This is a genomic window from Dyadobacter sp. HNCC25DJ184 (assembly GCF_056895215.1).
The window spans coordinates 25,390-52,133 of record NZ_JBXHAQ010000001.1 but is presented as its reverse complement, the minus strand read 5'-3'; the positions used below and the strand labels follow the sequence as shown (position 1 = coordinate 52,133).

22 protein-coding genes are annotated in these 26,744 nt (G+C 43.1%); 13 read left to right on the top strand and 9 right to left on the bottom strand.

The window, feature by feature from the left end; genetic code table 11:
• Position 1 precedes the first annotated feature (1 nt).
• The gene (locus AC1XUD_RS00220; protein WP_483358917.1) at positions 2–580 is read left to right on the top strand and encodes a Hint domain-containing protein; all 579 of its coding nucleotides are present in this window, start codon (positions 2–4) and stop codon (positions 578–580) included.
• A 529-nt stretch (positions 581–1,109) separates the two neighbouring features.
• The gene (locus AC1XUD_RS00215; protein WP_483358916.1) at positions 1,110–2,168 is read left to right on the top strand and encodes an agmatine deiminase family protein; all 1,059 of its coding nucleotides are present in this window, start codon (positions 1,110–1,112) and stop codon (positions 2,166–2,168) included.
• A gap of 81 nt (positions 2,169–2,249) precedes the next feature.
• Here AC1XUD_RS00215 and AC1XUD_RS00210 read toward each other — a convergent pair whose 3' ends face one another.
• On the bottom strand, positions 2,250–3,053 hold the full coding sequence (locus tag AC1XUD_RS00210) for a glycoside hydrolase family 25 protein (protein WP_483358915.1): 804 nt from the start codon (positions 3,051–3,053) through the stop codon (positions 2,250–2,252).
• Positions 3,054–3,290: 237 nt separating this feature from the next.
• Between AC1XUD_RS00210 and AC1XUD_RS00205 the strand changes: the two genes are divergently transcribed.
• The 3 genes from AC1XUD_RS00205 to AC1XUD_RS00195 all read left to right on the top strand — a co-directional run bounded on the left by AC1XUD_RS00205 (position 3,291) and on the right by AC1XUD_RS00195 (position 8,709).
• Positions 3,291–4,247 (top strand): isopenicillin N synthase family dioxygenase, encoded by a 957-nt coding sequence (locus tag AC1XUD_RS00205; RefSeq protein ID WP_483358914.1) that lies wholly within the window; start codon positions 3,291–3,293, stop codon positions 4,245–4,247.
• A gap of 134 nt (positions 4,248–4,381) precedes the next feature.
• The gene (gene chrA / locus AC1XUD_RS00200; protein ID WP_483359464.1) at positions 4,382–5,524 is read left to right on the top strand and encodes a chromate efflux transporter; all 1,143 of its coding nucleotides are present in this window, start codon (positions 4,382–4,384) and stop codon (positions 5,522–5,524) included.
• A gap of 224 nt (positions 5,525–5,748) precedes the next feature.
• The gene (locus AC1XUD_RS00195; protein WP_483358913.1) at positions 5,749–8,709 is read left to right on the top strand and encodes a serine hydrolase domain-containing protein; all 2,961 of its coding nucleotides are present in this window, start codon (positions 5,749–5,751) and stop codon (positions 8,707–8,709) included.
• 152 nt (positions 8,710–8,861) lie between these two features.
• On the opposite strand, the gene AC1XUD_RS00190 is transcribed toward AC1XUD_RS00195, so the two are convergent.
• Positions 8,862–9,164: a hypothetical protein gene (locus AC1XUD_RS00190; protein WP_483358912.1), complete on the bottom strand. Its 303-nt coding sequence runs from the start codon at positions 9,162–9,164 to the stop codon at positions 8,862–8,864.
• A 33-nt stretch (positions 9,165–9,197) separates the two neighbouring features.
• Positions 9,198–10,442 carry an MFS transporter gene (locus AC1XUD_RS00185; RefSeq protein WP_483358911.1) on the bottom strand — a complete coding sequence of 415 codons (1,245 nt, stop codon included), beginning with the start codon at positions 10,440–10,442 and terminating at the stop codon, positions 9,198–9,200.
• Positions 10,443–10,998: 556 nt separating this feature from the next.
• Between AC1XUD_RS00185 and AC1XUD_RS00180 the strand changes: the two genes are divergently transcribed.
• The 3 genes from AC1XUD_RS00180 (at position 10,999) to AC1XUD_RS00170 (ending at position 14,482) form a co-directional block, all read left to right on the top strand.
• A complete protein-coding gene (locus tag AC1XUD_RS00180) occupies positions 10,999–11,937 on the top strand; it encodes a M20/M25/M40 family metallo-hydrolase (RefSeq protein WP_483358910.1) in 939 nt (312 codons plus the stop codon).
• 88 nt (positions 11,938–12,025) lie between these two features.
• Positions 12,026–13,576, top strand: a complete 1,551-nt coding sequence (gene treF / locus AC1XUD_RS00175) for an alpha,alpha-trehalase TreF (protein ID WP_483358909.1) — start codon at positions 12,026–12,028, stop codon at positions 13,574–13,576.
• A gap of 120 nt (positions 13,577–13,696) precedes the next feature.
• Positions 13,697–14,482, top strand: coding sequence for a PhzF family phenazine biosynthesis protein (locus AC1XUD_RS00170; protein WP_483358908.1), 786 nt, complete (start codon positions 13,697–13,699; stop codon positions 14,480–14,482).
• A 44-nt stretch (positions 14,483–14,526) separates the two neighbouring features.
• On the opposite strand, the gene AC1XUD_RS00165 is transcribed toward AC1XUD_RS00170, so the two are convergent.
• A complete protein-coding gene (locus tag AC1XUD_RS00165) occupies positions 14,527–15,399 on the bottom strand; it encodes a DMT family transporter (RefSeq protein ID WP_483358907.1) in 873 nt (290 codons plus the stop codon).
• Positions 15,400–15,470: 71 nt separating this feature from the next.
• On the opposite strand from AC1XUD_RS00165, the gene AC1XUD_RS00160 reads away from it, so the two are divergent.
• On the top strand, positions 15,471–16,856 hold the full coding sequence (locus AC1XUD_RS00160; protein ID WP_483358906.1) for an OmpA family protein: 1,386 nt from the start codon (positions 15,471–15,473) through the stop codon (positions 16,854–16,856).
• Between the two features lie 74 nt (positions 16,857–16,930).
• Here the strand turns inward: AC1XUD_RS00160 and AC1XUD_RS00155 are convergent, their stop codons facing one another.
• Together AC1XUD_RS00155 and pth are read right to left on the bottom strand one after the other, a co-directional pair.
• Entirely contained in the window at positions 16,931–17,401 is a 471-nt protein-coding gene (locus AC1XUD_RS00155; protein ID WP_483358905.1) for a hypothetical protein, read from the bottom strand.
• A gap of 241 nt (positions 17,402–17,642) precedes the next feature.
• On the bottom strand, positions 17,643–18,203 hold the full coding sequence (pth, locus tag AC1XUD_RS00150; RefSeq protein WP_483358904.1) for an aminoacyl-tRNA hydrolase: 561 nt from the start codon (positions 18,201–18,203) through the stop codon (positions 17,643–17,645).
• Positions 18,204–18,374: 171 nt separating this feature from the next.
• Between pth and pyrR the strand changes: the two genes are divergently transcribed.
• Entirely contained in the window at positions 18,375–18,914 is a 540-nt protein-coding gene (gene pyrR, locus AC1XUD_RS00145; protein WP_483358903.1) for a bifunctional pyr operon transcriptional regulator/uracil phosphoribosyltransferase PyrR, read from the top strand.
• An 8-nt stretch (positions 18,915–18,922) separates the two neighbouring features.
• Here pyrR and AC1XUD_RS00140 read toward each other — a convergent pair whose 3' ends face one another.
• Positions 18,923–20,473: a hypothetical protein gene (locus tag AC1XUD_RS00140; RefSeq protein ID WP_483358902.1), complete on the bottom strand. Its 1,551-nt coding sequence runs from the start codon at positions 20,471–20,473 to the stop codon at positions 18,923–18,925.
• A 162-nt stretch (positions 20,474–20,635) separates the two neighbouring features.
• On the opposite strand from AC1XUD_RS00140, the gene argS reads away from it, so the two are divergent.
• From argS to AC1XUD_RS00125, 3 genes are all read left to right on the top strand, one after another.
• Positions 20,636–22,414 (top strand): arginine--tRNA ligase, encoded by a 1,779-nt coding sequence (gene argS, locus AC1XUD_RS00135; protein ID WP_483358901.1) that lies wholly within the window; start codon positions 20,636–20,638, stop codon positions 22,412–22,414.
• A 109-nt stretch (positions 22,415–22,523) separates the two neighbouring features.
• Positions 22,524–23,108, top strand: a complete 585-nt coding sequence (locus tag AC1XUD_RS00130) for a glutathione peroxidase (RefSeq protein ID WP_483358900.1) — start codon at positions 22,524–22,526, stop codon at positions 23,106–23,108.
• Positions 23,109–23,320: 212 nt separating this feature from the next.
• The gene (locus tag AC1XUD_RS00125) at positions 23,321–24,214 is read left to right on the top strand and encodes a 1,4-dihydroxy-2-naphthoate polyprenyltransferase (protein ID WP_483358899.1); all 894 of its coding nucleotides are present in this window, start codon (positions 23,321–23,323) and stop codon (positions 24,212–24,214) included.
• Between the two features lie 87 nt (positions 24,215–24,301).
• Here the strand turns inward: AC1XUD_RS00125 and AC1XUD_RS00120 are convergent, their stop codons facing one another.
• Both AC1XUD_RS00120 and AC1XUD_RS00115 read right to left on the bottom strand, forming a co-directional pair.
• Positions 24,302–26,074: an SGNH/GDSL hydrolase family protein gene (locus AC1XUD_RS00120; RefSeq protein ID WP_483358898.1), complete on the bottom strand. Its 1,773-nt coding sequence runs from the start codon at positions 26,072–26,074 to the stop codon at positions 24,302–24,304.
• A gap of 69 nt (positions 26,075–26,143) precedes the next feature.
• Positions 26,144–26,590: a DUF4920 domain-containing protein gene (locus tag AC1XUD_RS00115; RefSeq protein WP_483358897.1), complete on the bottom strand. Its 447-nt coding sequence runs from the start codon at positions 26,588–26,590 to the stop codon at positions 26,144–26,146.
• Between the last annotated feature and the right edge of the window lie 154 nt (positions 26,591–26,744).

Here is a 26,744-nt window from a genome sequence, read left to right as displayed (position 1 = left end):
AATGAAATTCAGTCATATTTCACTCCTATTACTGATTTCCCTTAATTGTTTTGGTAAACCAACCTTATCAACCGAGAAGGTGAAAGGCGCGGCAACCGACAAGAAGTACTCGTCCAAAAGTCAGAAGAAACTGCCATTTTTTAGTTCGTCGGCCGCTATTTCCATGGCCGACGGAACTCAAAAAGCCATTTCTAATGTCAAGATCGGGGAAGAAGTAGTTGCATATAAACACGGAAAAGCAACTTCTACAACCGTAAAGGAAATCAATATCTATGACCTTCCGATTTCGTCCTTGACGACCGTTTATTTGCGACCTGCCGGAAACAATCAAAGCACAGTTCCTGCGCTGATGCTCGAAGCTACGCCACATCATAAGGTAACAACTTCAAAGGGTCTGAAGCGCATGAAGAAATTATCCAAGAATGATATTCTCTATCATTACGACCCCGCAACCGGTGAGTTGTCAAGCTGGAAAGTGGGAGCAGTTAAAACAAATTCATATAAAGTAAGGCGGGCATATGACCTCAAAACCGAGGATGGGACCTTCTTTGTGGCTAACGTAATGGTGGCGAATAATTGATATAGCCGACAACTTCACGACCCTGTTTTTTTGTTATTTGATGTCAGAAATTGTCTGACAGTCGCCGTAAAGCCGTCTACCGAAGAAACATACTAAAAAACAATCATTCAGCGTGTTGATTTACTTCCAGGGCAGCTTCCAAAAGAAGCTGCTCTTTTGTTTTACGAGATCCTTGAGGTAAACCACCCGTAGGGCCCAAAACATGCCTCCTGAAAAATTTAATACCAGGCGCTATGCCAACTTCTTTGAGAATATCTTTTCATGATCGAAGAGCAAGTCAGAACAAGTTATAGTTTTGAGATTCCTGATGAGCCGGTTTAGGGCACCCTTCTTTTTTTAAGAAGCACGAACAACTGTCTTAATACATACACATTCTTCATATATACCATATTCAGGAACAGAACAAATCTATGTTTCTATTTAAAGAAACGAAGACGAGCTGTATTTAGAAAAATCGAGCATATAGTTTTCGCCAAACCTTTGCGACCTTTGTTCTCCAGTTTTGATTTAACAAACAGCAGAATATACCGTGTCGCAGATCAACTTCACCCCAACTCCCAAATCTTTGGGATTCACATTTCCCGCAGAATGGCACCCTCAAAGGGCTACCTGGCTCACTTTCCCGCACAACGATGCGTCGTGGCAGGGAGACAAGCTGGCAAAAATGCGACCTCAGTATCTCGCTTTTATCAAGGCTATCACGGAACGGCAAAATGTGGGTATAGTTGTGAATGATGAGAATCTGAAGGGTTTCATTGTATCGGAACTGGACGCGATCGGAGTAGATTTAAACAAAATTGAATACCTCGTCAAGCCGACCAACGACGCCTGGTGCCGTGATCACGGTCCTGCATTTCTGATCAATTCTGAAACAAAAGAAAAGATGATCGTGGACTGGGGACATAATGCGTGGGGAGGCAAATATCCACCATACGACAACGACAACGAAACGCCACAGGCGATAGCTTCGTATCTGGGTTTACCTTACGTAACACCGGGAATTATCATGGAGGGCGGATCTGTGGAATTTAACGGGGCCGGCAGTATTTTGACCAGCAAGTCATGCCTTCTAAACCCAAACCGAAACCCGCATTTGACTCAGAGTCAGATCGAACAATATCTGTTTGACTATTATGGAACCGAGCAGGTACTCTGGGTTGAAGACGGTATTGCCGGTGATGATACAGACGGCCATATAGACGACACAACGCGCTTTGTAAATCAAGATACGGTGGTGGCCTGCGTTGAAAATGATGTCAATGATGAAAACCACCAGATCCTCGACACGAACCTGAAAATGTTAAAGAATACGCGTTTACTGAATGGCAAACAGTTGAACGTGATCGAATTGCCGATGCCGAAAGCAGTCGTAATCGACGATTTCAGAACGCCGGGCTCATATGCAAACTTTCTAATATGCAACGCCGGCGTAATTGTGCCTGTTTTCAATAATCCAAATGACCAGGTTGCGCTTGACATACTTGACGCTGCTTTTCCTGAAAAGAAAATAATCCCGCTTCTGGCCACTGAGATCATCTGGGGGCAAGGAAGTTTTCATTGTCTTAGCCAGCAGGAGCCGTTGGTTTAGGTGATCCATTCCAAGAGTTATTATTGAAAAAGCACCTTACCTATTCTGAATCATGGACAGCTAAGGTGCTTTTTCAATATCTTACTTCCCCAAACTCTCCCAATCCCCCGGCTCCTGCAAAAACACATTGTAGTCCACAAATCCCCGGATCCCGTCAGCCCAGCCTTTTTCGCTGTGTTGCCAGAAAAGAACATGCGCGTCGTTGGCCAGATCGTTGATATGACTACGTGAGTAGCCTGCTAACCATAATGGATATTCGTCGAAATTGCCTTCTATATACTTATTATAATAATGCTCGTTGACATAGATGATCGGCTTCATACCGTAGTGCTGCTCAATCTGTTCCAGCCAGTTTTTCACACCTTTTATAATGATATCATCGGGCTTCCCGGCACTGGTCTCCAGATCCAGAACAGGGGGTAAATCGCCGTCAGCCATATCCACCTGTGCGATAAAATTGGCAACCTGACGGTCCGACATTACCCGTGGATTATAGAAGTGATAAGCACCCCGACGCAGTCCTACCCTTTTTGCTTCTGCCCAGTTGCGTTTGAACTGCCGATCCAGATGCGTGGCACCTTCAGTAGCTTTGATATACACGAAATCAATTCCTGCTTTTTCTGAACGGCTGTCTTTTAGCTTATCCCAGTTAATTTTTGCGTTGTGGTGAGATACATCGATCCCGTGAACGGCATATTTCAGTGGCAGCTTGATCCCGAATTTGGAAATAAATTCCCAGTCATTCTCATTCGAGGTGTCTGAATACCAAATAATACCCCCGATAACAGCTACGACAGCCGCGACAATTAGCCAGCCCTTAGGTGGCAATGGTTTTAAATACTTACTTTTAGTTGTCTTTGAAGTGCCTGCTTTCTTCCGTGCCATATGTCGGCAAAAATAGTAAAAGAAGGCCATTGAAGTATTGTCATTTGTGGTCAGGATTTGTCATTTTTTCTTAGAGACACCCAGTTTGGACGCATGCTCGGCGAAGGTGGTCAAGTATAGTTGGAACGGGAAGCTTGAACGCCGATGGCTGATAGCCGACCACTGATTGCCGAAAGCCGATGTTTAATTTGCCACTAAGGCATATTGTTTTATACTTTGCAGAAAAAAACACAAACTATGGAACCAGCATTGTTAGACGAAGTACCGTCACTCGATTTGGCTGATTTCTCGACCGGCACAGCGCTGCAAAAACAGAAATTTGTCGAAGATCTTGGCGCGGCATTTACCAATATCGGATTTGTGGCGCTTAAAAATCACGGCCTTTCCGAAGATCTCAGAAATAAACTATATAGGTCTGTTCAAGACTTCTTTTCGCAACCCGAAGAACAGAAACGGAAATATGAATTCCCCGAATTGCATGGCCAGCGCGGCTACGTAAGCAAGGGTAGAGAAACAGCAAAAGGCTTTAAAGTTGCCGACCTGAAGGAATTTTACCATGTCGGCCAGCCGAACCCAACCGGCAGTATGCCCGGAAACGTTTTCCCGGAAGACCGTCCGGACTTTAAACAATATACTCAGGAAGTATATCAAACTTTCGAAAACGCGGGCAAGACGCTGCTTCGCGCCATAGCCCTTTATCTGAATTTGCCAGAGGACTATTTCGAGGCCAAAGTTGCGAATGGCGACAGCCTGCTTCGTGCCTTACACTATTTCCCGATCGAAAATCCGGATCTGTTACCAGAAGGAGCAGTACGTGCAGCAGCGCATGGAGATATCAACCTGATTACACTTTTAATGGGCGCCAGTGCTGAAGGACTCGAAGTATTGAGAAGAGATGGCAAGTGGATCGCCATCACGGCACTTCCTGATCAAATTGTAGTTAACGTCGGCGATATGCTCGATAGACTGACGAATCATAAACTAAAATCGACGATCCATCAGGTGGTCAATCCACCGCGAGAAAAAATGGGTACGTCCCGATATTCCATTCCGTTCTTTATGCACCCGAGAGCCGACATGGATCTGACCTGCCTCGAAAGCTGCGTTGACGCCCAACATCCCAAACTATATACCGACATGACAGCAGGAGAATTTCTGGATGAGCGACTTAGAGAATTAGGATTAAAAAAATAATAAAAAGTCGGACAAAAGAATCGGCAACATGGAGAAAAGTCATAGATTTTTAACCCAGGTTGCCGTTTCTTTGCAGTAACTAATATTCCGCTTTGAGCCATCCTGTACGTCGGTTTCGGTATTTTATCTATCTGATGGATATCCTTTTGCTGTCTTTTACGGCATTCGGAGGTCCTCAGGTTCACCTCATGATGATGATCGAGCGCCTCGTTCACAAGCGCAGATATGTTACCGAAAAAGAGTTGCTTGAACTGCAAGCGCTTTGTCAGGTTCTTCCCGGACCGAGTTCTACGCAAACAGTCACAGCACTTGGGTTAAAAATTGGCGGACAACCACTCGCCTATCTTACGCTGATTGTATGGTCGTTGCCGGCGATGTTTTTCATGACGCTTGCTGCAGTAGGCATTCACTATCTCGAAAGCAAAGCTATCTCCTTGTCTTTCACGCGTTTCGTAGCTCCAATGGCAGTAGCATTTCTTCTTTTTGGTGGATACAATATCACCCGAAAGGTAATCTCCAACAGGCAAGACTGGGGGCTGCTGATCATATCCATTATATTGGCTTATCTATACCCTTCTCCCTATATGACCCCGGTTCTGATCATTTCGGGGGGGATTATTTCGTCTATGAAATACCGTCAACTGGAAATGATGGAGAAGGAACCGATCCGTATCTCCTGGCGACCGATCATTTTCTGGATATCAGTACTCATCGCTGCGGCAGTTGTCGGAACAATTACCAAGTCCTTGCCTGTCAGGCTCTTCGAGAATTTTTACCGTAACGGCAGCCTTGTTTTCGGCGGCGGTCAGGTACTGATTCCGATTTTATATAACGAGTTTGTGGAGTTTAAGCATTACCTCACCAATCAGGAATTCTTATCCGGCATGGCACTCACACAGGTTGTTCCGGGTCCGGTATTCTCTATTGCTACTTTTGTCGGATCGATGTCTATGCAGGAATATGGCGTTGGCGGGATCATGTTAGGAGGGTTTGTGGCGACAGCAGGTATATTCTTACCCGGCACTTTCTTCATCTTTTTCGCATACCCATTTTGGGATCAACTCAAAAAATATCGAGGAATAAGAGCCTCATTATCCGGAATCCACGCCACCAGCTGCGGATTGACTATCGCAGCCGGCGTCACACTTTTTGAGCCCATGTCTTCACAAATACAACCCCTATTGACCGTCCTCGCTACGTTATTGGTGCTGTCATTTACCAAGTTCCCCTCATATGCCATCATCATATGTGGATTGCTTTTAGGGTTGGTGTTTTAGTTGAACTTCGGCAGTCGGCTTTCAATGGATAATTCCGGAATTCCGGATTGTTCCGAGATATATTTAGGACTTCGTCTTAGGGGAGTCTTCTTCAAAAGACAATTCTAACTCCGGCGCATATTCAATATTCGAGGCCGATTGCCTACTGCTGATAGCCGAAAGCCGCTTGCAATCCTGCGTTTGTTTTCCAAACTTTGGAAACGTGTTTCCGTTATTCCTATCTCATGAAAAAAATCCTGCTATTTCTCTTTTCCCTATCAATTTCTACAACCGGAATTTTAAAGGCTCAAATCAGTACGCCTCCGCCATTTTTGAATACCAATAAATTTTGGGTCGATTCTGTTTTTAATTCCCTCACTCCTGATGAGAGAATAGCCCAGTTAATTATGGTGGCGGCGGTTTCAGATACCAAACGAGCCCTTATAGACCCAAAAACCAGTAACCCGGCTGCTGTCGAAAAACTGATCAGGGAAAACAAAATTGGCGGTGTGGTTTTCTTTCAGGGCGGACCCGTTCCCCAGGCAAAACTGACCAATTATTTTCAGTCAATATCAAAGGTTCCGTTGCTGATTGCGATGGATGCGGAATTCGGGCTTGCCATGCGGATCGACAGCACGGTCAGATATCCATATCAAATGACGCTCGGTGCCATTCAGGGACATAATGAATTGATATACACAATGGGTAATCAGCTGGCTCGTCAGGCTAGAAGACTGGGTGTCAATATTAATTTCGCGCCAGTTGCCGATGTCAATAATAACCCCAATAATCCTGTGATCAGCTTCCGTTCTTTTGGCGAGAATAAATACAAAGTAGCCGAAAAAGCGGTTGCATATATGCTCGGAATGCAGGAAAACGGACTGTTAACCAGTGCGAAACATTTCCCGGGCCATGGCGATACTGGAACGGACTCCCATTTTGATTTGCCATTAATAGCGCATTCCAGGGAGAGACTTGATACTTTAGAACTATATCCATTCAAGGTATTGATCAACAACGGATTAAGCGGTACCATGATCGCCCATCTGAGTATACCTGCGCTTGACAAAACACCAAATTTACCGTCTACTCTTTCCAAACCCATAGTAACCAATTTGCTTCGTCATGATCTTGGTTTTGAAGGACTTGTGTACTCAGATGCCATGAATATGAAAGGTGTGACCAAATATTTTCCGGATGGAAAAGCCGATGCTATGGGCCTGGAAGCGGGAATGGATGTTCTGGAATTCACTGAAGATGTCACTAAATCCATTGCTGAAATCAAGAAGAGCATAGCGGAAGGCAAAATTAGCCAGGCCGAGATTGATTTTCGCTGCCGGAAAGTACTGGAAGCCAAGGCTTGGGCGGGCGTGAACAGATTCCAACTAGTAAAACTGGAAAATCTTTACGAAGATCTGAATCCGAAAGAAGCAGAAGTGACCAATCGGCTATTGACCGAAAAGGCACTGACGATCCTTAAAAACAACAATGATCTGTTGCCACTCCGGAATCTGGATACTTTGAAAATCGCTTCAGTTTCTGTCGGTATCGATACTACGACAACATTCCAGAAAACGCTTGAACTGTATACTACCGTTGACCATTACTATGTCCCCGCCAAAGCAACTGACGACCAGATCACAGCATTAAAGAAAAAGTTAGCGAATTATAATCTCGTCTTAGTGGGCGTACATCTATCAAGTATCTCACCAAAAGCAAGTTATGGACTAACAGACCCAATGAAGAAGGCTTTGGAAGAACTGATGGGTACTGGAAAAGCTGTTGTTTCGATTTTTGGAAATCCATATGCCTTAAACAAAATGCCTTCAACTGAAAAGGCAAGGGCATTGGTGATGGGATATCAGTTGACGCAGTTCACACAAGATCTATCAGCACAATTAATTTTCGGAGCAATTCCAGCAGAAGGAAAGTTACCGGTAACTGTCAATGAAAACTTTCTATATGGAGCAGGATTTCAGACTCCTGCACTGGGCCGTTTAAAATATACTATTCCTGAGGAATTGGGACTTGACTCTAAGATCATCACTTTCAAAATTGACTCGATAGCAAATCTGGCCATCACGCAAAAGGCTACCCCGGGTTGTGTTGTTCAATTAGCCAAAGACGGGAAGGTGTTTTTCAGAAAAGCATATGGAAAGCATACCTACGAAGGCAATGCAATGGTGAAGCTGACTGATTTGTACGATCTGGCTTCTGTCACTAAGATCACGGCCTCCACATTGGCATTGATGAGCCTTTATGATCAGAAAAAATTTGATCTGGACGCGACAATGAAAGAATATCTGCCAGATTTCAAAAAATCCAACAAAGCAGATCTGCAATGGCGAAGAGTTCTTACACATAGTGCTCGTTTAAAGGCATTTATTGTATTCTGGAAAGAAGCAAAAAATCCGGACGGAAGCTGGAAGAAGAATACTTTCAGTACCAAAAAGTCGGCCAAATATCCGATTTCCGTGGTTGACGATAGTCTGTATATCCATAAAAAATATGCTGAAAAACTATTCAAAGGCATCAAGGACTCTCCGCTCAATCCTGAAGAAGGATATGTATATAGTGACCTTTCTTTTATTCTATATCCACAAATCGTAAAAAGGCTGACGGGTGAAAATTTTGAGGATTATGTCAAAAACCATTTCTACCACGAATTGGGCGCTAATAGTCTCACTTTCAACCCAAAACGTTTTTACAAATTGGAAGATATCGTTCCAACTGAACGCGATACTTTCTTTAGGATGACTCAATTGCACGGCCAGGTACATGACGAAGCAGCTGCTATGCTGGGAGGTTTGAGCGGTCATGCCGGTTTATTCGGGACTTCCAATGACGTGATGAAAGTTTGGCAAATGTATCTGCAAAGAGGTTATTATGGCGGACAACAATTGCTTAGCCAGGATGCGCTGATCGAGTTTACAAGATATCAATATCCGGAACTGGGAAGCCGTCGGGGTATCGGTTTTGACAAGCCTACCTTCAAATACACGGGAAATGCACCGAGATATGCAAGTCCGTCCAGTTTTGGGCATACAGGATATACCGGAATTATGACCTGGGCAGATCCTGCCTGGGGACTCAATTACGTATTCCTGTCAAACCGCGTATACCCTACCCGCGAAAACAACAAAATCTCACAGCTCAATATCCGCACGGCGATTATGGATGTGGTGTATAAGGAGCTGTTGAAATAGCGGTTGGCTGTTAGGAGTTAGGAGTTCGCTTTTAGTTCTTTTGAACAATTGCCCGTAAAGCAGATAAGGTAAAGAGATGAGGTCTCAAAGTGTTGTCATTGGCACCTTTTGCGACCTTATCTCTTTGCTTGACACATTGAAACTCCATACGTTTATTCCCCACGATTCTCTCCTCGGGCAGCTATCAATTCCTGATGCAAAAACTCGATATCTCCCTCTCTTTGATCTAATATTTCCTGCATTTCAGCAAGCTTTTCTTCCAATTCAACGTCTTTTTTCGCAAGCTCTTCTTTATGTCCCAACTGCGCCTCGTGCATGATCCAAAGGGATAGAAAGAACATCCCGACTGTTAGAAAATGAAAGAATATATCGTAAGATAAACTGGCCACCATATACGCCAAGATGAAAACGATAAATCCAATCATGAAGCGCGCGATAGCAAATTGTTTGAACATCAGGTATGTGGACAGGTATGAATTTTGGAACGCTTATGCCTTCAATATAATTCTTTTGGTTGAGTCAATTTTTAGCCAGAGAAGGGCGCCTATGATTAATAGTACTGCAAGAATCACCACCGGCGCATTGTAGTTATTTCCAAAAGCCGTTACCAGATATCCGAAACTGATGGTGTTAATCGTACCTCCCAGCAAACCGGCAGTATTCATAGCACCCGTAATTGTTCCTGCGTTCTTGCCACCAATATCCATCGCTGTCGACCAGGATGCGGGAATTGTGAAGTCCATCAGCCCCAAACCTGCAGAAAGTAACACTGTAGCAGTCGTATTGTCATTTGTCAAAACCGAAATAAGCATAAAAGCTCCGGAAAGTCCCAGACCGGTCAGCGCAACGGAAGCCCTCCCCCAGCGCGGTCCGACCCGTTTAACCATATAGTCACAAACATATCCTCCTGACAAACAACCAATTGCTCCTAACACAAATGAAAACGATGTGATAAAAGACATATCCTGATCGTTCAGCCCCCTCCCATTCTGGAGGTAAGTCGGCAACCAGGCCTGGAAAAAAAATGCCCCGGATGCATAGCAATAATACATCGCCATCAGCAACCACAAATTGGTATTCCGGAATATTTGCCATGAGAACTTATGACCGCCTTCTGGTAAATTTCTTTGGGTTAATATTTCGGTCAATTCTTGCTGGCTCACACCTTTCATTTCGGTGGGTTCTTCCTTAAACCAGAAATACCAGCATATAACCCAGATCAGGCCCAATGCGCCAAGGACGTAGAATGTGGCCCTCCACCCGAAATGATCCTGAATCGGGATTACAAAAAATGGAGTCAACGCACCGCCGACCCTACTGGCCGACCAAATCCAGGCTTGCCCACGTGCGCGCTCTATGGCTGGAAACCATTTCGAAAGAACGATAGAGGAATTGGGATACGCTCCTGCTTCACCAATTCCAAAAAGAAAGCGGACCAGCATCAGCATCCCGAAACCAGAAGCGAAACCCGTCAAAACGGTGAACGCAGACCACCATAGGACGACACGGATTAAGGTTTTTTTGGCACCCTGCCTATCGCCTAACAGTCCGGTTGGAATTTCAAATCCGCCGTAAGCTAGAGCAAAAATCCCCAAAACCCAACCCAACTGCTCCTTGCTGATGCCAAGATCAGCCATGATTTTGGGGCTTGCCACACTAATCGCTATACGATCCAGAAAAGTAATGACAGAAAGAAGGGAAAGTGCAAGAAGAACCTGGTAGCGTTTTTTCATGAAAAAGGTTGAAATACAAATGGCTGGCAAAATAACGGAAATGCATCCTACTCTCAAAACCTTAAAACGCTTCTCCTGAAGGTTCAAAATACCCGGTCATTCATTTGATTCGGGTATTTTTTATGATGATAGCTCCCCAATACAAGATGTGACAATATCATGGATCCGCATGTCTAATACTTAAATCTTATCTGACAATATAATGAACAGCTTAAAAGGCCAGCTTCTATGGGCAGCAGGAGTTTTTTTTATTACGCTACTGGTTTTTAGTATTGTCCCCAGATATGAAGGCAACGTATGGGTGACAGCTTTCGGTCAGGGAATTATTAGTTTTATGCTCTTCCGATACAACGCAAAAAATTCAAATAATAAAAAGGAACAATAGGAGACTAACCTGTTAAGCACCTTACCTACCGAATTAACTAAATATTACATTCGGCTTTTATTACAAAACAGTTTACTTGATGGTTTTTGCGCTACGATAAAGCCTGCCCCTATTTTGAACCTTCCATCCTGCTGGCTATTTTTGCCGATATTCTGTCATTTATTCTTTTTCATGAAAAGCTTTCTTGCACTTTCCTTCCTTTTAGTTAGTATCGTTTCCTTTGGCCAATCAGCCCTCCCTAGTCCCCAAAACATTAGCAAACACATTCAGTATCTGGCTTCTGACAAAATGAAAGGCCGTGGTACGGGCAGTAAGGAAAATGAAAAAGCGGCTGAGTATGTGGCTAAACAGTTTAAAAAACTCCATATCAAACCGATGGGAACAGATGGCTTTTATCAGCCCTTTACAGCGAAAGTGAGGAGAGTTGTGGTTCCAGATAGCCTCAGACCAGCCAAAAACGTCATCGGTTTTTTAGACAATAACGCCTCCAGTACGGTAGTAATCGGAGCCCATTTTGACCATTTAGGTTTAGGAAAACAAGGTAGCTCAAAAGACGAAAAGCCAGAAGGGAAAATCCACAACGGCGCCGATGATAACGCCTCGGGAGTAGCCGGCCTGCTGGAGCTTGCAAGATATTTTACTGAAAATGATGTAAAGGAGTCCTGTAATTTTCTATTCATCGCCTTCGGGGCAGAAGAGTTGGGCTTACAAGGATCAAGACATTTTGTCAATAACCCGACTTTGCCATTAGCCAATATCAATTTCATGACCAATATGGATATGATCGGCAGGTATAATGCAGAACGCGGCGTTGGAATCGGCGGATATGGTACAAGTCCTGTTTGGCCGGAGGTTTTTAAGGATGTGAAAGGCAATATCAAGTTCTTCACGGATAATGCAGGAAGTGGTGGCTCAGATCACGGTTCATTTTATGCGAAGGGAATCCCCGTGCTGTTTTTTCACACGGGTGGTCACGACGATTACCACAAGCCTGAGGATGATTTTGAAAAAATTGACGCTGTATCAGAGGCAGGTATTCTGGATGTGGAAATAAAGCTGATTGAAAATGCATTACGCCTACCAAAATTGCAGTTTCAGGAGGCAAAATAGCAAAACGCGCCTTAACGGACTCGATGTACTGGCGTGATTTTTTAGGGAGTATCAGAAGTTATTGTTAACTCTAAGAACGACTTCAACTTTGCTTACATCCACCTCATCAGCACATAGCTACAATCAATCGTACATATCTCCAGAGGACCTGTACGGCTCGTTATTTGCGGATGTTCAGAATAGCTTTGTATTTCAGGATTCCAAAACATTTGCCGATTGTATCCCCCTTCACGATACTGTTTACATTATTGAACAGTACCACCATGAAAAAGATAAGGAGGGGTTCGATATTTCCGATTTTGTTTTGGAACATTTTAAAGTTCCGGAAGAAATCAAATCTGAATTCCAGCCCAATCCGGAAGATACTACCGAAGAGTATATTATCAGGTTGTGGCCGGACTTGGTTCGGAGACCTGAAAATCAGGAAAGTGGGGGCTCGCTCATCCCTTTGCCTCATCCATATGTGGTACCAGGTGGGCGTTTCAGAGAAATATATTATTGGGACAGCTATTTCACCATGCTCGGATTGAAAGAGAGTGGACGTACTGATCTGATTGAGGGAATGATAGAGAATTTTGCTTTCCTGATCAACAAATTCGGTTATATCCCGACCGCAAACCGCACCTATTATCTTAGCCGCTCCCAGCCGCCATTTTTTTCCCTGATGGTGAATCTTTTCAGTGAAATTGAAGGGAAAAAAATCATTAAAAAATATCTTCCCCAGCTTAGAACTGAATATGACTACTGGATGAACGTTGGGGGCTCACAACCCGAAGACTATACCGGATATCGTCGAGTAGTATATTTGCCGGACGGAGTAAAACTTAACCGGTATTGGGACGATAAAGCCAGTCCCCGACCAGAAGCATACCGCGAAGATATCGAGTTGGCGATTGAAGCTCAAAAACACTTGGATAAAGTGCCGGAAGAGACCTTCAGGGATATAAGGGCAGCCGCAGAGTCTGGTTGGGATTTCAGTAGCCGCTGGTTTGAAACGGAAGATGATTTTGCCACCATTAAGACCACCAGTATCATCCCGCTTGACTTAAATTGTCTAATGTATTTTCTCGAGAAAACATTAGCCGAAGCGTATTGGCTGAATGAAGACCATACCAATTCGCGAATCTTCGAAAACGCAGCGAACCAACGCAGTAAGGCTATTCAGAAGTATTTCTGGAATGAAGAGCGCCATTATTTCATGGACTATGATTTTAAGCAACGCAATTTCTCATCCAGCATATCATTGGCTGGTGCGTTTCCATTATTTTTCAAGCTCGCCACAAAAGCTCAATCACATTATATCCGCGCCTATATTCGACTCAATCTTTTAAAGTCCGGCGGCTTGCTGACCACGACTGTAAAATCAGGTCAGCAATGGGACGCTCCAAATGGATGGGCTCCATTGCAATGGATTGCTTATAAGGGACTTAGAAACTATAATTTCCATAGAACAGCCAACGAGCTCCGTTCCAATTGGCTTGCCCTTTTGGATAAGGAATTCAGACATAGTCACAAGATGCTTGAGAAATATAATGTAGCAGACACAAACCTCTTGGCTGGAGGCGGAGAATATGAAATCCAGGAAGGATTTGGGTGGACTAATGCGGTATATCTCAGGCTGCTAAACAAACGGTCGTAAACCAGGCAGTTAAAAAAGTGACAGATTTTCTAAAATCAGTTACATAACATTCTTTTCCCAAAATGTATTTATTAAAGAAACAATTTTTTAATACCTTGGACTTCCTTAATCCATTTTTACATGAAGCTACCGTTATACCAGATCGATGCATTTACCAATACGTTGTTTGAAGGAAACCCGGCCGCAGTGGTTCCTTTGTCAGAATGGCTGCCTGATGAAACGCTAGTCAAAATCGCAGCTGAAAACAACCTGGCGGAAACTGCCTTTTATATACCCACTGAAAAAGGATACCATATCCGCTGGTTCACGCCAACGGTAGAAGTCGACCTGTGTGGCCATGCCACGTTGGCTGCTGCTTTTGTGATCTTTACACTGACCGACTATCAGGGAGACGTTATCATATTTGATTCGAAGAGCGGTGAACTTCAGGTTGCGCGCAAGGACAATTTATTCCTTCTGAATTTCCCGACCGACTTGTATCATATTGCCGTTCCCCCACCAGCACTTATCGAATGCCTGCAATCCGGAACTATAACGGAAGTTTTCAAAGGTAAGACAGACTATATGGTCGTTTTGGAAAGCGAAACAGAGCTGCGCGAGCTCGAATACGACATCATTGTTTTGTCAACGATTCCTGCCCGTGGTATTATCATCACAGCACCCGGCGACGAAGTTGATTTTGTATCCCGCTTCTTTGCCCCGCAATCAGGTATCGACGAAGATCCTGTGACTGGCTCAGCTCATACCACGCTTATTCCATATTGGGCTGAAAAATTAGAAAAAACTACGCTCTCGGCCAAACAGATATCAAAACGAGGCGGAAGCCTTCATTGCGAACTGCTCGGCGACAGAGTTTCGATTGGCGGCGAGGCCAAATTGTATTTGCGGGGAGAAATCGAGATATAGGGTTTTTGCCAAGCCATTCTTTTGTACCAAAAATTTTCTTCCGGTCAGCGTTTCAATTTCAATCGCTGGCCGGTATATAATCCGCTTATTACGAGGATCGTGCCAAACAGGGTATATAGTGTAAATGGCTCATCCATAAGCCACCACGCGAAAATAAATCCAAAAAGAGGGCATAGAAACAACCATAGTGACGCCTTTACGGTATCTATCCGCAACAGATAAAACCAGCAGATCAACCCGACCACGGAAACCGCAAGGCTCAGCCACAACACAGAAGCCCAAAAGTGCATATCCCATTTCACCTGAGCAAAGTCTGCAAAAAGTAGGGTTATCGGTAGCAAAAATATCCCTCCCAGAAAGACTTGCCACCCGTTGATCAATAGATTTGACAGCTCCCACTTAACTGAGCTATAATAAACACTCGCAGCTGATACTGAAATCATGCTTGTCAGCAAAATTAAAATACCCAATGGACTTGTTGTCGCACCATCCAGCAATGGATATGTAGCCACTCCTACTCCCGCCATTCCCAACACAATAGCTACCCAGTCCATCGGCGACGCAGGACGGTTCAACAACCACGAAGAAAAAAGAACAATGAGCAAAGGATTGGTCGAAACCGCCAAACTTCCGATACCGGCAGCAGTATATTTCATCGCGTAGACATATAATCCGAGATACAGCGTTGTATTGAGAAAACCGAAAAGAGCAAGTTGAAACAGTTCTTTTCGGTTGGGCAAACGCACTGTATCACCACGTTTAAAAAGATAAACAAAACCGAGAAGGAGAATTCCGGCAATAAAAAAACGAACGTTGGCCAGAATAAGAGGCGGTGCCGACATGATACCAAATTTGGTAGCCACGGAGGCCGACGCCCATAGAATCGAAAACATTAAACCAATACCAATATTCTTCACAAGAGAGTAATTTGACAGCAAAAATAAGCAACGGAGTTCCCGATACCCCTACGTTTTTTATAATTTTGAATATGCTAACAAGAAATTTCCAGATCATATTTTTCACAATTGCCTTAATAAGTCGCACTTACGCTCAAAAACAATGGACCTATGATTTCAACAACGGTTTAAGTCCAATCGAACAAGGGGGGCCACAACTCAAAAAATTGGGCGAAGCGGGTCAGTTTGTCAAAGAAAAACTTCCCGGGTCAGAGGACATAAGTCGGACGGTGTATCAATTTGCTGCGAACAGTGGCTTGCAGTTCAACAACACGGAGGCAGTCGGTTTTCTAAACAAGTCTTTTACCGTCGAGATTTTCTTCAAAATGTCCACGCTGGATACCTGGAAACGCGTGCTGGATTTTAAGAACAGAAAAAGCGATTTCGGATGCTATATATATGACGGAAAACTGAATTTCTTCAATCTGGCCGTCAGTGAAAATGCTCCGGTGAAGGTGGATAGATATGTCCATTTCGTGTATTCCCGCGATTTTGATACGAAAATCATCAAAATGTATATCAATGGGTTATCTAAAGTAGAGTTCAGCGATTTGGGCAGCGAAGGAATATTGGACGCCGATCAGGTGCTTAACATTTTTCAGGATGATCTCATTGCGGGTCACGAAGCAAGTGCCGGTTCTGTTGCATTGATCCGCTTATATGATCGTGTAATGACACCGGTTTTTATTCGCAGAAGTTACCGAACCTTGATAAAAGCCCCTGAAAAAGAGGAAGAAGTGGTAGCCGAAGTACCTGTTAACCAGCCCGTTGTTGAAGAAAAATCCCAACCGAGACAAGGAAAAAATACGGTAACGGTGACGGGCCGAGTTTATGACAGCAAAAATTTGAATCCTGTCGATAACGTGGATATCCGCGTTGTGAAAGCAAAAGACCAATCTTTGGTAACGGAAACGAAAACCAGTCAGGGCATTTATAGTTTGGAACTTGCTCCATATGAGAATTACAGAGTCACGGCTAGCGTGAACGGCTTTCAGTCCAAAAGTATACCAGTTAATACGAATAGCAGATATGAAGAAATCAAATCGCTGATAAGCCTGAGCGAACAAACATATTCCCTGCCGCTTGTCACGATATTCTTTCCACAAAGTACAGAAACGTTGGACGGTCCCTCTAAAAGCAAACTGGATTCAGCGGTGCGCTATTTCCAAAACAACCCGGGCTATAATATTCTTGTGAAAGGCCATACAGACAATGTGGGTAGCTTTGACAAAAACCTGGCGTTGTCGAACGCAAGAGCTTTGGAAACCAAAAAGTATTTGTTGGAAAAAGGCATCGAGCCATCCCGGATAGCAGAGAGTGGCGTTGGTTCCAGCCAACCTGAATCAACGATTCCGACAGAAGAACAACGACGTAATAATCGCAGGGTGGAGATATACGCAGTGCCTGTAAAAAGATAAAGCCACCTCATAGAGACGGCTTTATACTGACTATTCCTAAACCCTTAACCTTTTATTATCTTTCTTGACTTAAATTACAGACTTACAAAAGTTCTTGGAGTTTCATTTCCAATTACCAGATCGTCAGATACAAGTGAATTTAAATCAAAGTTTTTTACAAATCTTACCGAAGATGCAGTTTTATAAAGATTTGACTTCCATTGGTCAGCTTCTTTACTATTTACATTTTCAAGCTTACTTCCTAACTCAGCTACGGCATTGTTGAAATCATGAATCTCTTGTTGATTCAACGTTCTGATTTCTGACGGAGACTGATTATACAAAGTCACAACTTTCTCAATTATACTCCAATTTCCCTCTTTTGTGAATACAGGCAGCGTTTGCTCTATATACGAAGAAAATTCAATTTCAGATGCTTTTGAAATTCCCGCTACAAGTTGTTTTTCAATTCCTTCACCGTTTCCGGCAAATGCGCCTTGATTGCTAGTTACAAGTACAAGGCCTAATATTAATGCAAATATAGAATTTTTATTTGACGATTTCATGGTTTAATTCAATTTTTATTTTTGTTGTTTGTTATGCAAAGGTCATAACAAATTTTGAAATTACAAATTAATACAAAACCACTAAACAGAATTATATTTGCAATATTATGACATAAAAATGCTAAACAAGCTGATAATTAGGAACACATTCTTCTTATCACAAAACTTTATTCGGAATCAGATGCGAGTTACAAAATATTTGCCAATCTTGAAATAATTACATTATCTTTAAAAAGTCCTATCATTGGTTATAATTATTCATCGTCATTTGTACCCCCAAAGTACAATACGAAAGTACCATCTCCCCGGCCTTGTCTAAAAATAAAGGTAATTCTGACAGTTCTACGTCGGAAAAGGACTTCAAAACATAATCTACCTGCCTTCCTCTCGGAAAATTATTACCTATTCCGAACCTCAGACGCGGATATTGAGATGTCGACAACAATTCTTCTATGTTTTTTAAACCATTATGCCCTCCGTGACTTCCTTTTGGTTTAAGTCTAAGCGTTCCGAAGTCAAGCTGAAGCTCGTCAACCACGACAAGGGTATTTTCAACTGGGATTTTAAACTGATCCATATAATACCGCATAGCCTTCCCGCTCAGGTTCATGTAGGTTGTCGGCTTAATAAAGTAGATTTGGCGCCCTTTATATTTCAGCTCCGCAACATATGCCAGTTTTTCAAAGGAAAACTTAAAGTCGTTGGCCGCGGCTAATCTGTCCAAAACCATAAAGCCCACATTATGGCGTGTGAGCGCATATTCGGGTCCAATATTTCCTAAGCCTACAATAAGATACTTCATTTTATTTATTAGTGAATGATTGAATTAGTGAATAAATTGGAGAATCGAATGATCTTGCAAAATTGCTGCGACCTTTGATTTTTTTCAATTATATGCCGTGCATTCTCAATAATAATTTTTGATTTAGTGATTGAGGACTTAATTTAGGCTAAAAATCAGGCAAAATTGAACATGCCCCAAAAACGATTACTGCTTAGTAGCCCCCTTCTGGAGATCATGACCAAACGGTTATGTCAGGAACTTATTGAAAATCACCAGGACTTCAGCAATTCCGTTGTGATGGGCCTGCAACCACGTGGTATATTTTTCGCCGAACGTATTGTTGCTGAACTAAACCAGCATACCGGCCTGAATGTTCTTTTCGGGCAACTTGATGCTACTTTTTATCGCGACGATTTCAGACGCCGAGATTCTCCGCTCGTTCCGAACAAAACCAATATCCCGTTTCTGATTGAAGGCAAAAGAGTTATCCTCATAGATGACGTCTTAGCCAGCGGACGCATGGTGAGGGCTGCAATGGACGCTATGACGGCCTTTGGCCGACCTAAGATGGTAGAACTGCTGGTACTGATCGATCGTCGTTACAACCGTGAATTGCCGATAGCGCCCAATTATGTGGGTATGAAAGTGAATACCCTGGAAAGTCAACGGGTACAGGTTGAATGGAAAGAGCAGGGATATGAAGCCGACCATATCTGGATGGTGGATTAAAATCCTGCTTATCTTGGTCTTGAAGCTTCTTCGGTACCCACATTCTTACCAATCAATGTGGTATTGTAGGTCAATTTGTTAATATAAAATACTTCACGCCCCTCTCCGATTGGTGACGAGCCGATGCGCTGCATTCCATAAGCAAGAAAGTATTGACCATACCATGGAGACAAATATCCGTCCTCATTATTGAGGACTTTTTCTTTTTCAGACTTCGGGTTAATCTTGAATTTTTCGTTTTCAACTACCACCGTATTCCTCCTGATTACCTCTGTATGAATATCGCCGTCCTGGGGATAGGCTAATACGAAATAATCATCCACAGGCGTAACCTGCACCATTTCCTGCAAATCGTAGCTAGTTAAATCTTTAATTGTCAAGCAATTATCCCACACCAGTTTCCCATCCCTGTTAAAAGCACAGACTATTGCGTGGGTATACTTATATCCATCCAAAGTTCTGGGCATATATTGTCGTGAAAGCCCACCGGACATGATCGGCGTGCTGGCCCTTTGGTTGGGGTAATACACTTCCGCGACCAATACTACCTCGTCCTCCATTTGAATCAGCTCATGAATAAGGAGGCGATACCGAAAACGGTTTTCTTTTCCCATACTTTTCCGCTTCCCGATCCGCTCCATCATCCGTTGTTTCCTTTTCGGCTTCATATAATTGAAGAAATTCTGCAATTCCGAAAATTCGATAAACTGTGGCTTGTCGGGTGTGTTATCACTAATATGCGTGACATATAGCCCTTGCGAATACTGCGTGCAGCCAACAGAATAGTTGCCAATCAGATAAGAATCATCCTGATTGAGCGGCAAAATCTGGCCCGAAATAAAGCTGTTGCGGGGATCGCTCAACGACGTCCTTTTAAGCAACTTTCCCTCGTAGTTATAAGTCTTGATCTCAAAAACACAGTTCTTTTTGCGATACGCATATGTAATCACATTGATATATTCATCTACCTCATTGATATCGACATTATTCAATTCCGTGTTTTTTTCAAACAAACCCGGCAGAACCCGCGTGGTATGATCAAAAAACGAATGTACCAAAACGATGGGTCGTGAACGGTAATATCCCGAAATTAACGCCTTGCTGCCGATCACTTTAAATTGCTGCACATCGACGCCCGAAAGGAGACTTCCCTTGTAGGTATCTATCGATCCGTCCATAAAATTGATCTGCAGAAATAGAAACTTATCGGTGTCGGGCTGGGCAAAAAGCCAATATCCGATATGCTGACCTTTATAAGCCATGATAGGCGTATACCTGTAATCGAGCTTATATGTCACGTTCCATACCATTCGGAATGTGCTGTCGTACTTTACAAACTGCCAGTTTTCATTGCGATTAGAAAACTGATCGCCACGGATTAATGTAAGAAGTCCGTTTTCTCCAAGAGAATATACCTCGAACAACTGCGATCCGGAAGGGCTTGCAGATATCTCAATTCTGTCCGATTGCTGTAACTGGGCATAGAGAAGTGTCCGTGATCCGGATAAAAGAAGGAGCACGGCGAACAAAAAAAGACCCGACCTTAATCTAATCTTCATAACTTCTTGCTTCGGGGTATAAGTCAGTTCGATAATTACTCTAATTTTGCATCAAAAAGCATAACATCCTTATTTAAAGCGAAAAATATTTTCGTACCAATAAAAAATTAGATAGAGACTATATGCTTTTTCCAATATCTATCTTCTCATACCGAATTATTCATGACGATTGAAGCAATATTAAAAGAAGACATTCAAAAAGCTATTCTTAAACATTTTGGCACCAGCCTTGATGAGATTGTTCTACAGGCTACTAAAAAAGAATTTGAGGGTTTTTACACTTTCGTCACCTTCACTTTAACCAAAACCATTAAACAAGCACCGGCCGAGATCGCCCGAATTATTGGCGAAGAATTGGTTCAGACTTCGGCCGTTGTGTCATCATTCAATGTAGTGCAGGGCTTTTTGAATATCAGCTTCAAGGACAGTATCTGGCTTTCGGAATTTGCGGCGATAGCATCCGATACAGCTTTCGGTACATTTCCATTGAATGGCGAGTCGGTTATGGTGGAGTTTTCTTCCCCAAATACGAACAAACCGCTCCATTTAGGTCATTTACGCAATATATTCCTGGGAGATTCGCTTTCCAAGATATTTACTGCCAGTGGATATGAAGTGGTGAAAGCCTGTCTGGTTAATGATCGCGGGATTCATATCTGTAAATCCATGCTGGCATATCGCGAGTTAGGTGATGGAGAAACTCCGGAGTCTTCTGGTATTAAAGGCGATCATTTGGCTGGTAAGTATTATGTCAAATTTGATATTGAATACAAGAAGCAGATCAGGGAGCTGGTTGAAAACGGAATGAGCGAAGAAGAAGCGGCCAAAAAAGCACCGTGGATAGTTGAAGCGCAACGCCTGCTTTTCTTATGGGAACAGGGAGATGAAGAAACGGTGGCGTTGTGGAAGAAAATGAACCAGTGGGTTTATGAAGGTTTTAATCAAACTTATAATAAACTTGGTATCAGTTTCGACAAAACATATTATGAATCAGACACTTACCTTCTTGGAAAAGATATTATTGAAGAAGGTTTATCAAGTGGCGTTTTCTATAAAAAAGCAGACAACTCAGTCTGGATTGACCTGACGGCAGAGGGCCTGGACGAAAAGCTGGTCCTTCGTGGCGATGGAACATCAGTATATATCACTCAGGATCTGGGGACAACCGAGTTAAAATCAAAAGATTACCACAGCGATCGCTATCTGTGGGTGGTTGGAAATGAACAGGATTACCATTTCAAGGTGCTGTTCGCCATCCTGAAGCGTTTGGGAAGAAAATATGCAGAAGAATGCCACCATATCAGTTACGGAATGGTGGATTTACCTTCAGGAAAAATGAAAAGCCGCGAAGGAACAGTAGTTGACGCCGATGATCTGGTAGACCAAATGATCCAAACGGCAACGAGCCGAACGCAGGAACTGGGCAAAATAGAAGATTTTGAAAGTTCGGAGGCTGTTTTGCTTTATAATCAGTTAGCCCTTGGAGCACTTAAATACTTCCTTCTGAAAGTTGATCCAAAAAAACGGATGCTTTTCAATCCTGAAGAATCAATTGATTTTCAAGGACATACTGGCCCGTTTGTTCAATATACCTACGCTCGTATCCAATCCATTTTGCGTAAAGCGCAGGCATCCGAGATTCAGGCTGCGGTTCCTGGCGAGGGATATGAGTTGAAAAAATCGGAAAGAGAGCTGGTTCACTTCCTGTCGCAATATCCGCAGAAAGTAAAATCAGCTGCGGATGAATTCGCCCCATCCATTATTTCCCTATACGTTTTTGAATTGGCTAAGACCTATAATCAGTTCTACGCGGACGTCTCCATATTCGCTGACCCTGATCCTGTGGCAGTAAGTTTTAGAATTGAATTATCACGGGTCGTTTCTGAAACGATTTTCAAGGCTTTGGAGTTAATGGGTATAGGCGTGCCTGATCGCATGTAATAGATTTTAGTTAAGTATAAATTCACTAAATCTCACTTAATTCAGTTGCCAGTTTTTCTATATCAAAATGCGAACAAAATAGGTTATTAACGGATAAACAATTGAATTTATGGATTTGCTAAAAACAGTATTGATTATGATCACTTCACTTATTGGTGGAATTTTTGCAGACAAAAGTGAGATCGCGCACAGACCAGCTGATGCAGCGGCGGCTAAACAAACCCTTTATGATTTCAAAGTAAAATCTCTGGTAGGTAACAAAACCATCGATTTGAGCCAGTACAAAGGAAAAAAGGTGGTGATACTGAACGTCGCCTCAAAATGCGGGTACACGAAACAATATGCTGATTGGGAGAAATTCAACAAAGAGCATGGAGACAAAGTAGTTGTATTGGGCTTTCCATCCAATAATTTCGGTGGCCAGGAGCCGGGAACGAGCGAAGAAATCGCAACTTTCTGTTCTGCTACTTACGGTGTAACATTCCCGATGTTTGAGAAAGTGGAAGTAGTTGGTGACAACATCTCCCCTCTTTACAAATGGCTGAGCACTAAGGACCTGAATGGCTGGAACGACAAAACTCCATCATGGAATTTCTGCAAATATGTGGTAAATGAAAAAGGCGAATTGACCAACTTCTTCGCTTCCAAAATATTACCAACCGATCCTGAATTTTTAAAATCAGTTGGACTTTAATATCACTTTCTGTTAAAGTGGCACGCAAAGTAAAATAAGTAAAACTATAGCTCGCAAAGTGTCTCGATAGACTCACTTTGCGAGCTTGCTTTTTTTAGTTTGCCAGGAAAACAAAACCTAAAGAGAAGAAGTGAATCAATAATCCTTCCGCGGTATTCTTCACCTGCGTGAGATTCACTCATTCTCTCATTCAACAATTCACTCATTAATATATGAAAAGCTGGATAGAAGCCGCCCGGCCCAGAACATTACCTTTATCATTATCATGCATCCTGATGGGCTGCTTTCTGGCTGCATCTTCGGGAAAATTTAGCTGGCCGGTTGCGATTCTAAGCATTCTGACAACGGTTTTTCTTCAGATATTATCCAATTTCGCCAACGATTATGGCGATGCTGTGAATGGAAAAGATACGGAGCTCCGTCAGGGGCCAAAACGTGCCGTTCATTCAGGTGAAATCCGGGCAGCGGATATGATGAAAGCAATTATTTTATTTTCAATTTTTTCACTCGCTTCCGGAATTTCTTTGTTGACCATTGCACTAAAAAACGCACCAGCGAACACTTTCTGGGTGTTTTTAGGAATTGGAATTGCCTGTATCATAGCCGCTATCACCTACACTGCCGGTAAAAGGCCATATGGTTATGTGGGGCTCGGCGATTTGTCTGTTTTGATTTTCTTTGGATGGGTTGGTGTAATTGGAAGCAGCTATTTGCATACCCTTGTCTGGAACTGGGACTTGCTTTTACCAGCAACCAGCTGCGGACTTTTTGCAGTTGGGGTATTGAATATCAACAATATAAGGGATATAGAATCCGACCGAGCCACCGGAAAAAATTCAATTCCGGTAAGACTGGGACGAAGCAAAGCCATTGTATATCACTGGTGTATACTCCTAACAGGTATGGCTTGTGTGGTTATCTACACTGCCCAGCATTTTTCAGGATATGGAAGCCTGTTCTTTTTACTAAGCTTTCCATTATTCATAAAAAACGGACTGGCAGTAACGAAACTTACAGACTCTAGAGAACTGGATCCATATCTAAAACAAATGGCGCTTTCGACATTGTTTTTTGTGTTATTGTTCGGTCTGGGGGTATTGTTATAAACAAGTCGTTTAAACGCTGAGTTTAGGGAGGAAAGCGTTGAGTTTAGTCCGACCGATCTTCCTCCCTTTCTCCGTCCTCCTGTCCAACTATAAGCTCCTGCGAATCTGCTCTCCTAACACCCTATATCCCTCCTGATTAGGATGCAATCCGTCCGAAAAAAACGATTCTTCAATCTTTCTACCTTTTAGAAAAACCTTCCCGGGATCGATGAATTTGATAGATTTTTGTTTGGCTAATGCTTCCAGATCTTTGTTGATAAGGGCAACCCGCTCCTCCTGACCTCTTCTGGGATATATACCTGAAAAGTAAATTTTTGCAGACGGCTGGTGGTTTTTGATGGCGTCCATCAGCAATGCCCAGCCTTTCACGATCTCCTCGTTGCTGTTCCACTGCAAATTATTGGTCCCGATATTAACCACTACCCGCTGCGCAGTATATCCATCGAGTTCCCCATGATATACCCTCCATAGTGCATTCTCAATTCGGTCCCAGCCATATGCGAGGTTCAATACACCGGTTTCTCCAAAAGTTTTGTCCCATGAATCTGTACCAACTGCCCGTGGCCCTTTCGGAAGCCCACCCCAGAAATGTGTGATAGAGTTTCCAATCACGACGGTGGTCGGCTTCATAGTTTTCGCCAAATCAAGTATATCGCGATGGCGAAGGTCCCAATCGTAATTGTTTATTTCCCGTAGCTGAGTAACTGGTCTCGTGGTTGATATATCGCCCGATTCCTCCTTTAATATCTTTCGAAGATTTCTTTCATATCCTTCGGCATAACGCATCATGCCCAAGTCAGTAGGATGAGTTCCATCGACGCTGGTTTCCATATCCTGACCAAAATCGGATCTTGGAATGAGGTATATATTGGAGATGCCACTCGCTTTGAGCGAATCCAGTGCTTCCTTCAATTTCTGATTCACTTCGGTAGCATATCGTTTCGTTAGCGTATTGAGGCCTTCATCAGAATATCCCGCATGCTCAGCCAAAGCAATCGGTGCATCCGGTCTGTTCTTTCTTAAAGTCTTCACACTTGCAATAATTCTGGTTCGGACATCATCCAATGTGAATTTAGTGTCAGGCCTAATGGTGAGATTCGGCAAACAATCCAGTATATACACTTTCGCATCGATTTCTGAAATCAAATCAATCAGTTCTGGCTCCAAACGCCCATTTCCAGAGAATCCCAGATTAATCACCGGCCGATCCAACTTCCTGCCCAATATCGCCGGCCAAGCCATTCCCGGCCGTGAAGCGCACGCTCCCTGCGCAATGGAAGTTCCATACACCAGGATCGGCTTGTCAGGTCTGGGAGGTAATATTGTAAACTCTGTGCCTTCAACCACCCCGATTTCCAGCCAGTTTACATGGTTGTAGAGTGGTAGATAAAGCCGATATTCACGCCCCCTTTTATGGTAAGTATCATTGGGTTCAATATCCCGGAATTGATAGGAAAGTGTATCACCAAAACTATATTTTCCGGCTGTCCAGCGCATTTCGCCTTCACTGGAAACGGCATACAAATCAAGCCCGCTCACGCCCGTAGCAGGCATATGCGGCAAGGCATGACTTCCCGAGACCGTATATCTGACGCTGATTTGTCCCGAATTGGATCTGAAACGGATCATTAACCCCGCAGATTGTTTGGAGAGTTTCCACACAGGCTCGCGCACTTTATCCTGGGCACGCGCTGGAAGCCTGTCATATGGTTCAGGCACTTCTGCCGGCCAGGCTTGGCCTTCTACTATTTTTTGAGGATTACCCGCGGGATTAAACCAGGTAAATTTGATATCCTGCGCCCGACCAATGCCTGTAAACAGAATCAGCCCAATAATGGAAAATATAAATTTGTTGTTCATGTCAAATACGAAAAGCCCTAATGCTGAATGCAAAAGGGCCTTTAGGCAATTTTATATCGATAAAAAAACTTATTTTATCAGAACACCATCAGCAATAAAGGTCAGCTCCTGCTTAGGCTCTGTAATTTTTGCTATTTCTTCCCGACTCTTCCCCGCATCTTTGGCATAATGCTGCAAATGCTCCACAGGAACTTCTTTTTTCTGTGCCTCTCCTTCAAAGACGACGGTCTTACCAGCCAGGTCTTTCGGTACGAAAAAGGCATAATCCTTAAACATCACTCGCATCGACTCGCCATTATCCATCTTCACTTTCATCCAGCAACCTTTCACCTGACAAACAGATTCGACCGTCCCGGTCACCTTAGCATTCATCGTCTCTTTATCCCCCATTTTAGCAACCAGTTGGGATGCCTCAATGGCCTTGTTATCATTGATGTCTTTGCCAAAATGTTTTTTATCCTGGGCATGCACTCCGAGATAAGTGAAGGCAAATAAAAGAATCAGATATCGTTTCATATGCATTGATTTTTAAGTAGATAGGTAAAATTAAAAATAATCAATCAATTTGATAGGAAGAATATTAATCTGCCCTCCTATCATTTTTTGAGTCTATTCCCCAATAGCAGGAAACAATTCTAGTGAGCTACGCAAAAAGCGTTTGGCCCAATAA

Coding starts and splice junctions, on each gene's coding strand:
- AC1XUD_RS00220 (WP_483358917.1), top strand. CDS start 2: ATGAAATTCAGTCATATTTCACTCCTATTACTGATTTCCCTTAATTGT.
- AC1XUD_RS00210 (WP_483358915.1), bottom strand. CDS start 3,053: ATGGCACGGAAGAAAGCAGGCACTTCAAAGACAACTAAAAGTAAGTAT.
- AC1XUD_RS00205 (WP_483358914.1), top strand. CDS start 3,291: ATGGAACCAGCATTGTTAGACGAAGTACCGTCACTCGATTTGGCTGAT.
- chrA (WP_483359464.1), top strand. CDS start 4,382: ATGGATATCCTTTTGCTGTCTTTTACGGCATTCGGAGGTCCTCAGGTT.
- AC1XUD_RS00195 (WP_483358913.1), top strand. CDS start 5,749: ATGAAAAAAATCCTGCTATTTCTCTTTTCCCTATCAATTTCTACAACC.
- AC1XUD_RS00190 (WP_483358912.1), bottom strand. CDS start 9,164: ATGTTCAAACAATTTGCTATCGCGCGCTTCATGATTGGATTTATCGTT.
- AC1XUD_RS00185 (WP_483358911.1), bottom strand. CDS start 10,442: ATGAAAAAACGCTACCAGGTTCTTCTTGCACTTTCCCTTCTTTCTGTC.
- AC1XUD_RS00180 (WP_483358910.1), top strand. CDS start 10,999: ATGAAAAGCTTTCTTGCACTTTCCTTCCTTTTAGTTAGTATCGTTTCC.
- AC1XUD_RS00170 (WP_483358908.1), top strand. CDS start 13,697: ATGAAGCTACCGTTATACCAGATCGATGCATTTACCAATACGTTGTTT.
- AC1XUD_RS00160 (WP_483358906.1), top strand. CDS start 15,471: ATGCTAACAAGAAATTTCCAGATCATATTTTTCACAATTGCCTTAATA.
- AC1XUD_RS00155 (WP_483358905.1), bottom strand. CDS start 17,401: ATGAAATCGTCAAATAAAAATTCTATATTTGCATTAATATTAGGCCTT.
- pth (WP_483358904.1), bottom strand. CDS start 18,203: ATGAAGTATCTTATTGTAGGCTTAGGAAATATTGGACCCGAATATGCG.
- pyrR (WP_483358903.1), top strand. CDS start 18,375: ATGCCCCAAAAACGATTACTGCTTAGTAGCCCCCTTCTGGAGATCATG.
- AC1XUD_RS00140 (WP_483358902.1), bottom strand. CDS start 20,473: ATGAAGATTAGATTAAGGTCGGGTCTTTTTTTGTTCGCCGTGCTCCTT.
- argS (WP_483358901.1), top strand. CDS start 20,636: ATGACGATTGAAGCAATATTAAAAGAAGACATTCAAAAAGCTATTCTT.
- AC1XUD_RS00130 (WP_483358900.1), top strand. CDS start 22,524: ATGGATTTGCTAAAAACAGTATTGATTATGATCACTTCACTTATTGGT.
- AC1XUD_RS00125 (WP_483358899.1), top strand. CDS start 23,321: ATGAAAAGCTGGATAGAAGCCGCCCGGCCCAGAACATTACCTTTATCA.
- AC1XUD_RS00120 (WP_483358898.1), bottom strand. CDS start 26,074: ATGAACAACAAATTTATATTTTCCATTATTGGGCTGATTCTGTTTACA.
- AC1XUD_RS00115 (WP_483358897.1), bottom strand. CDS start 26,590: ATGAAACGATATCTGATTCTTTTATTTGCCTTCACTTATCTCGGAGTG.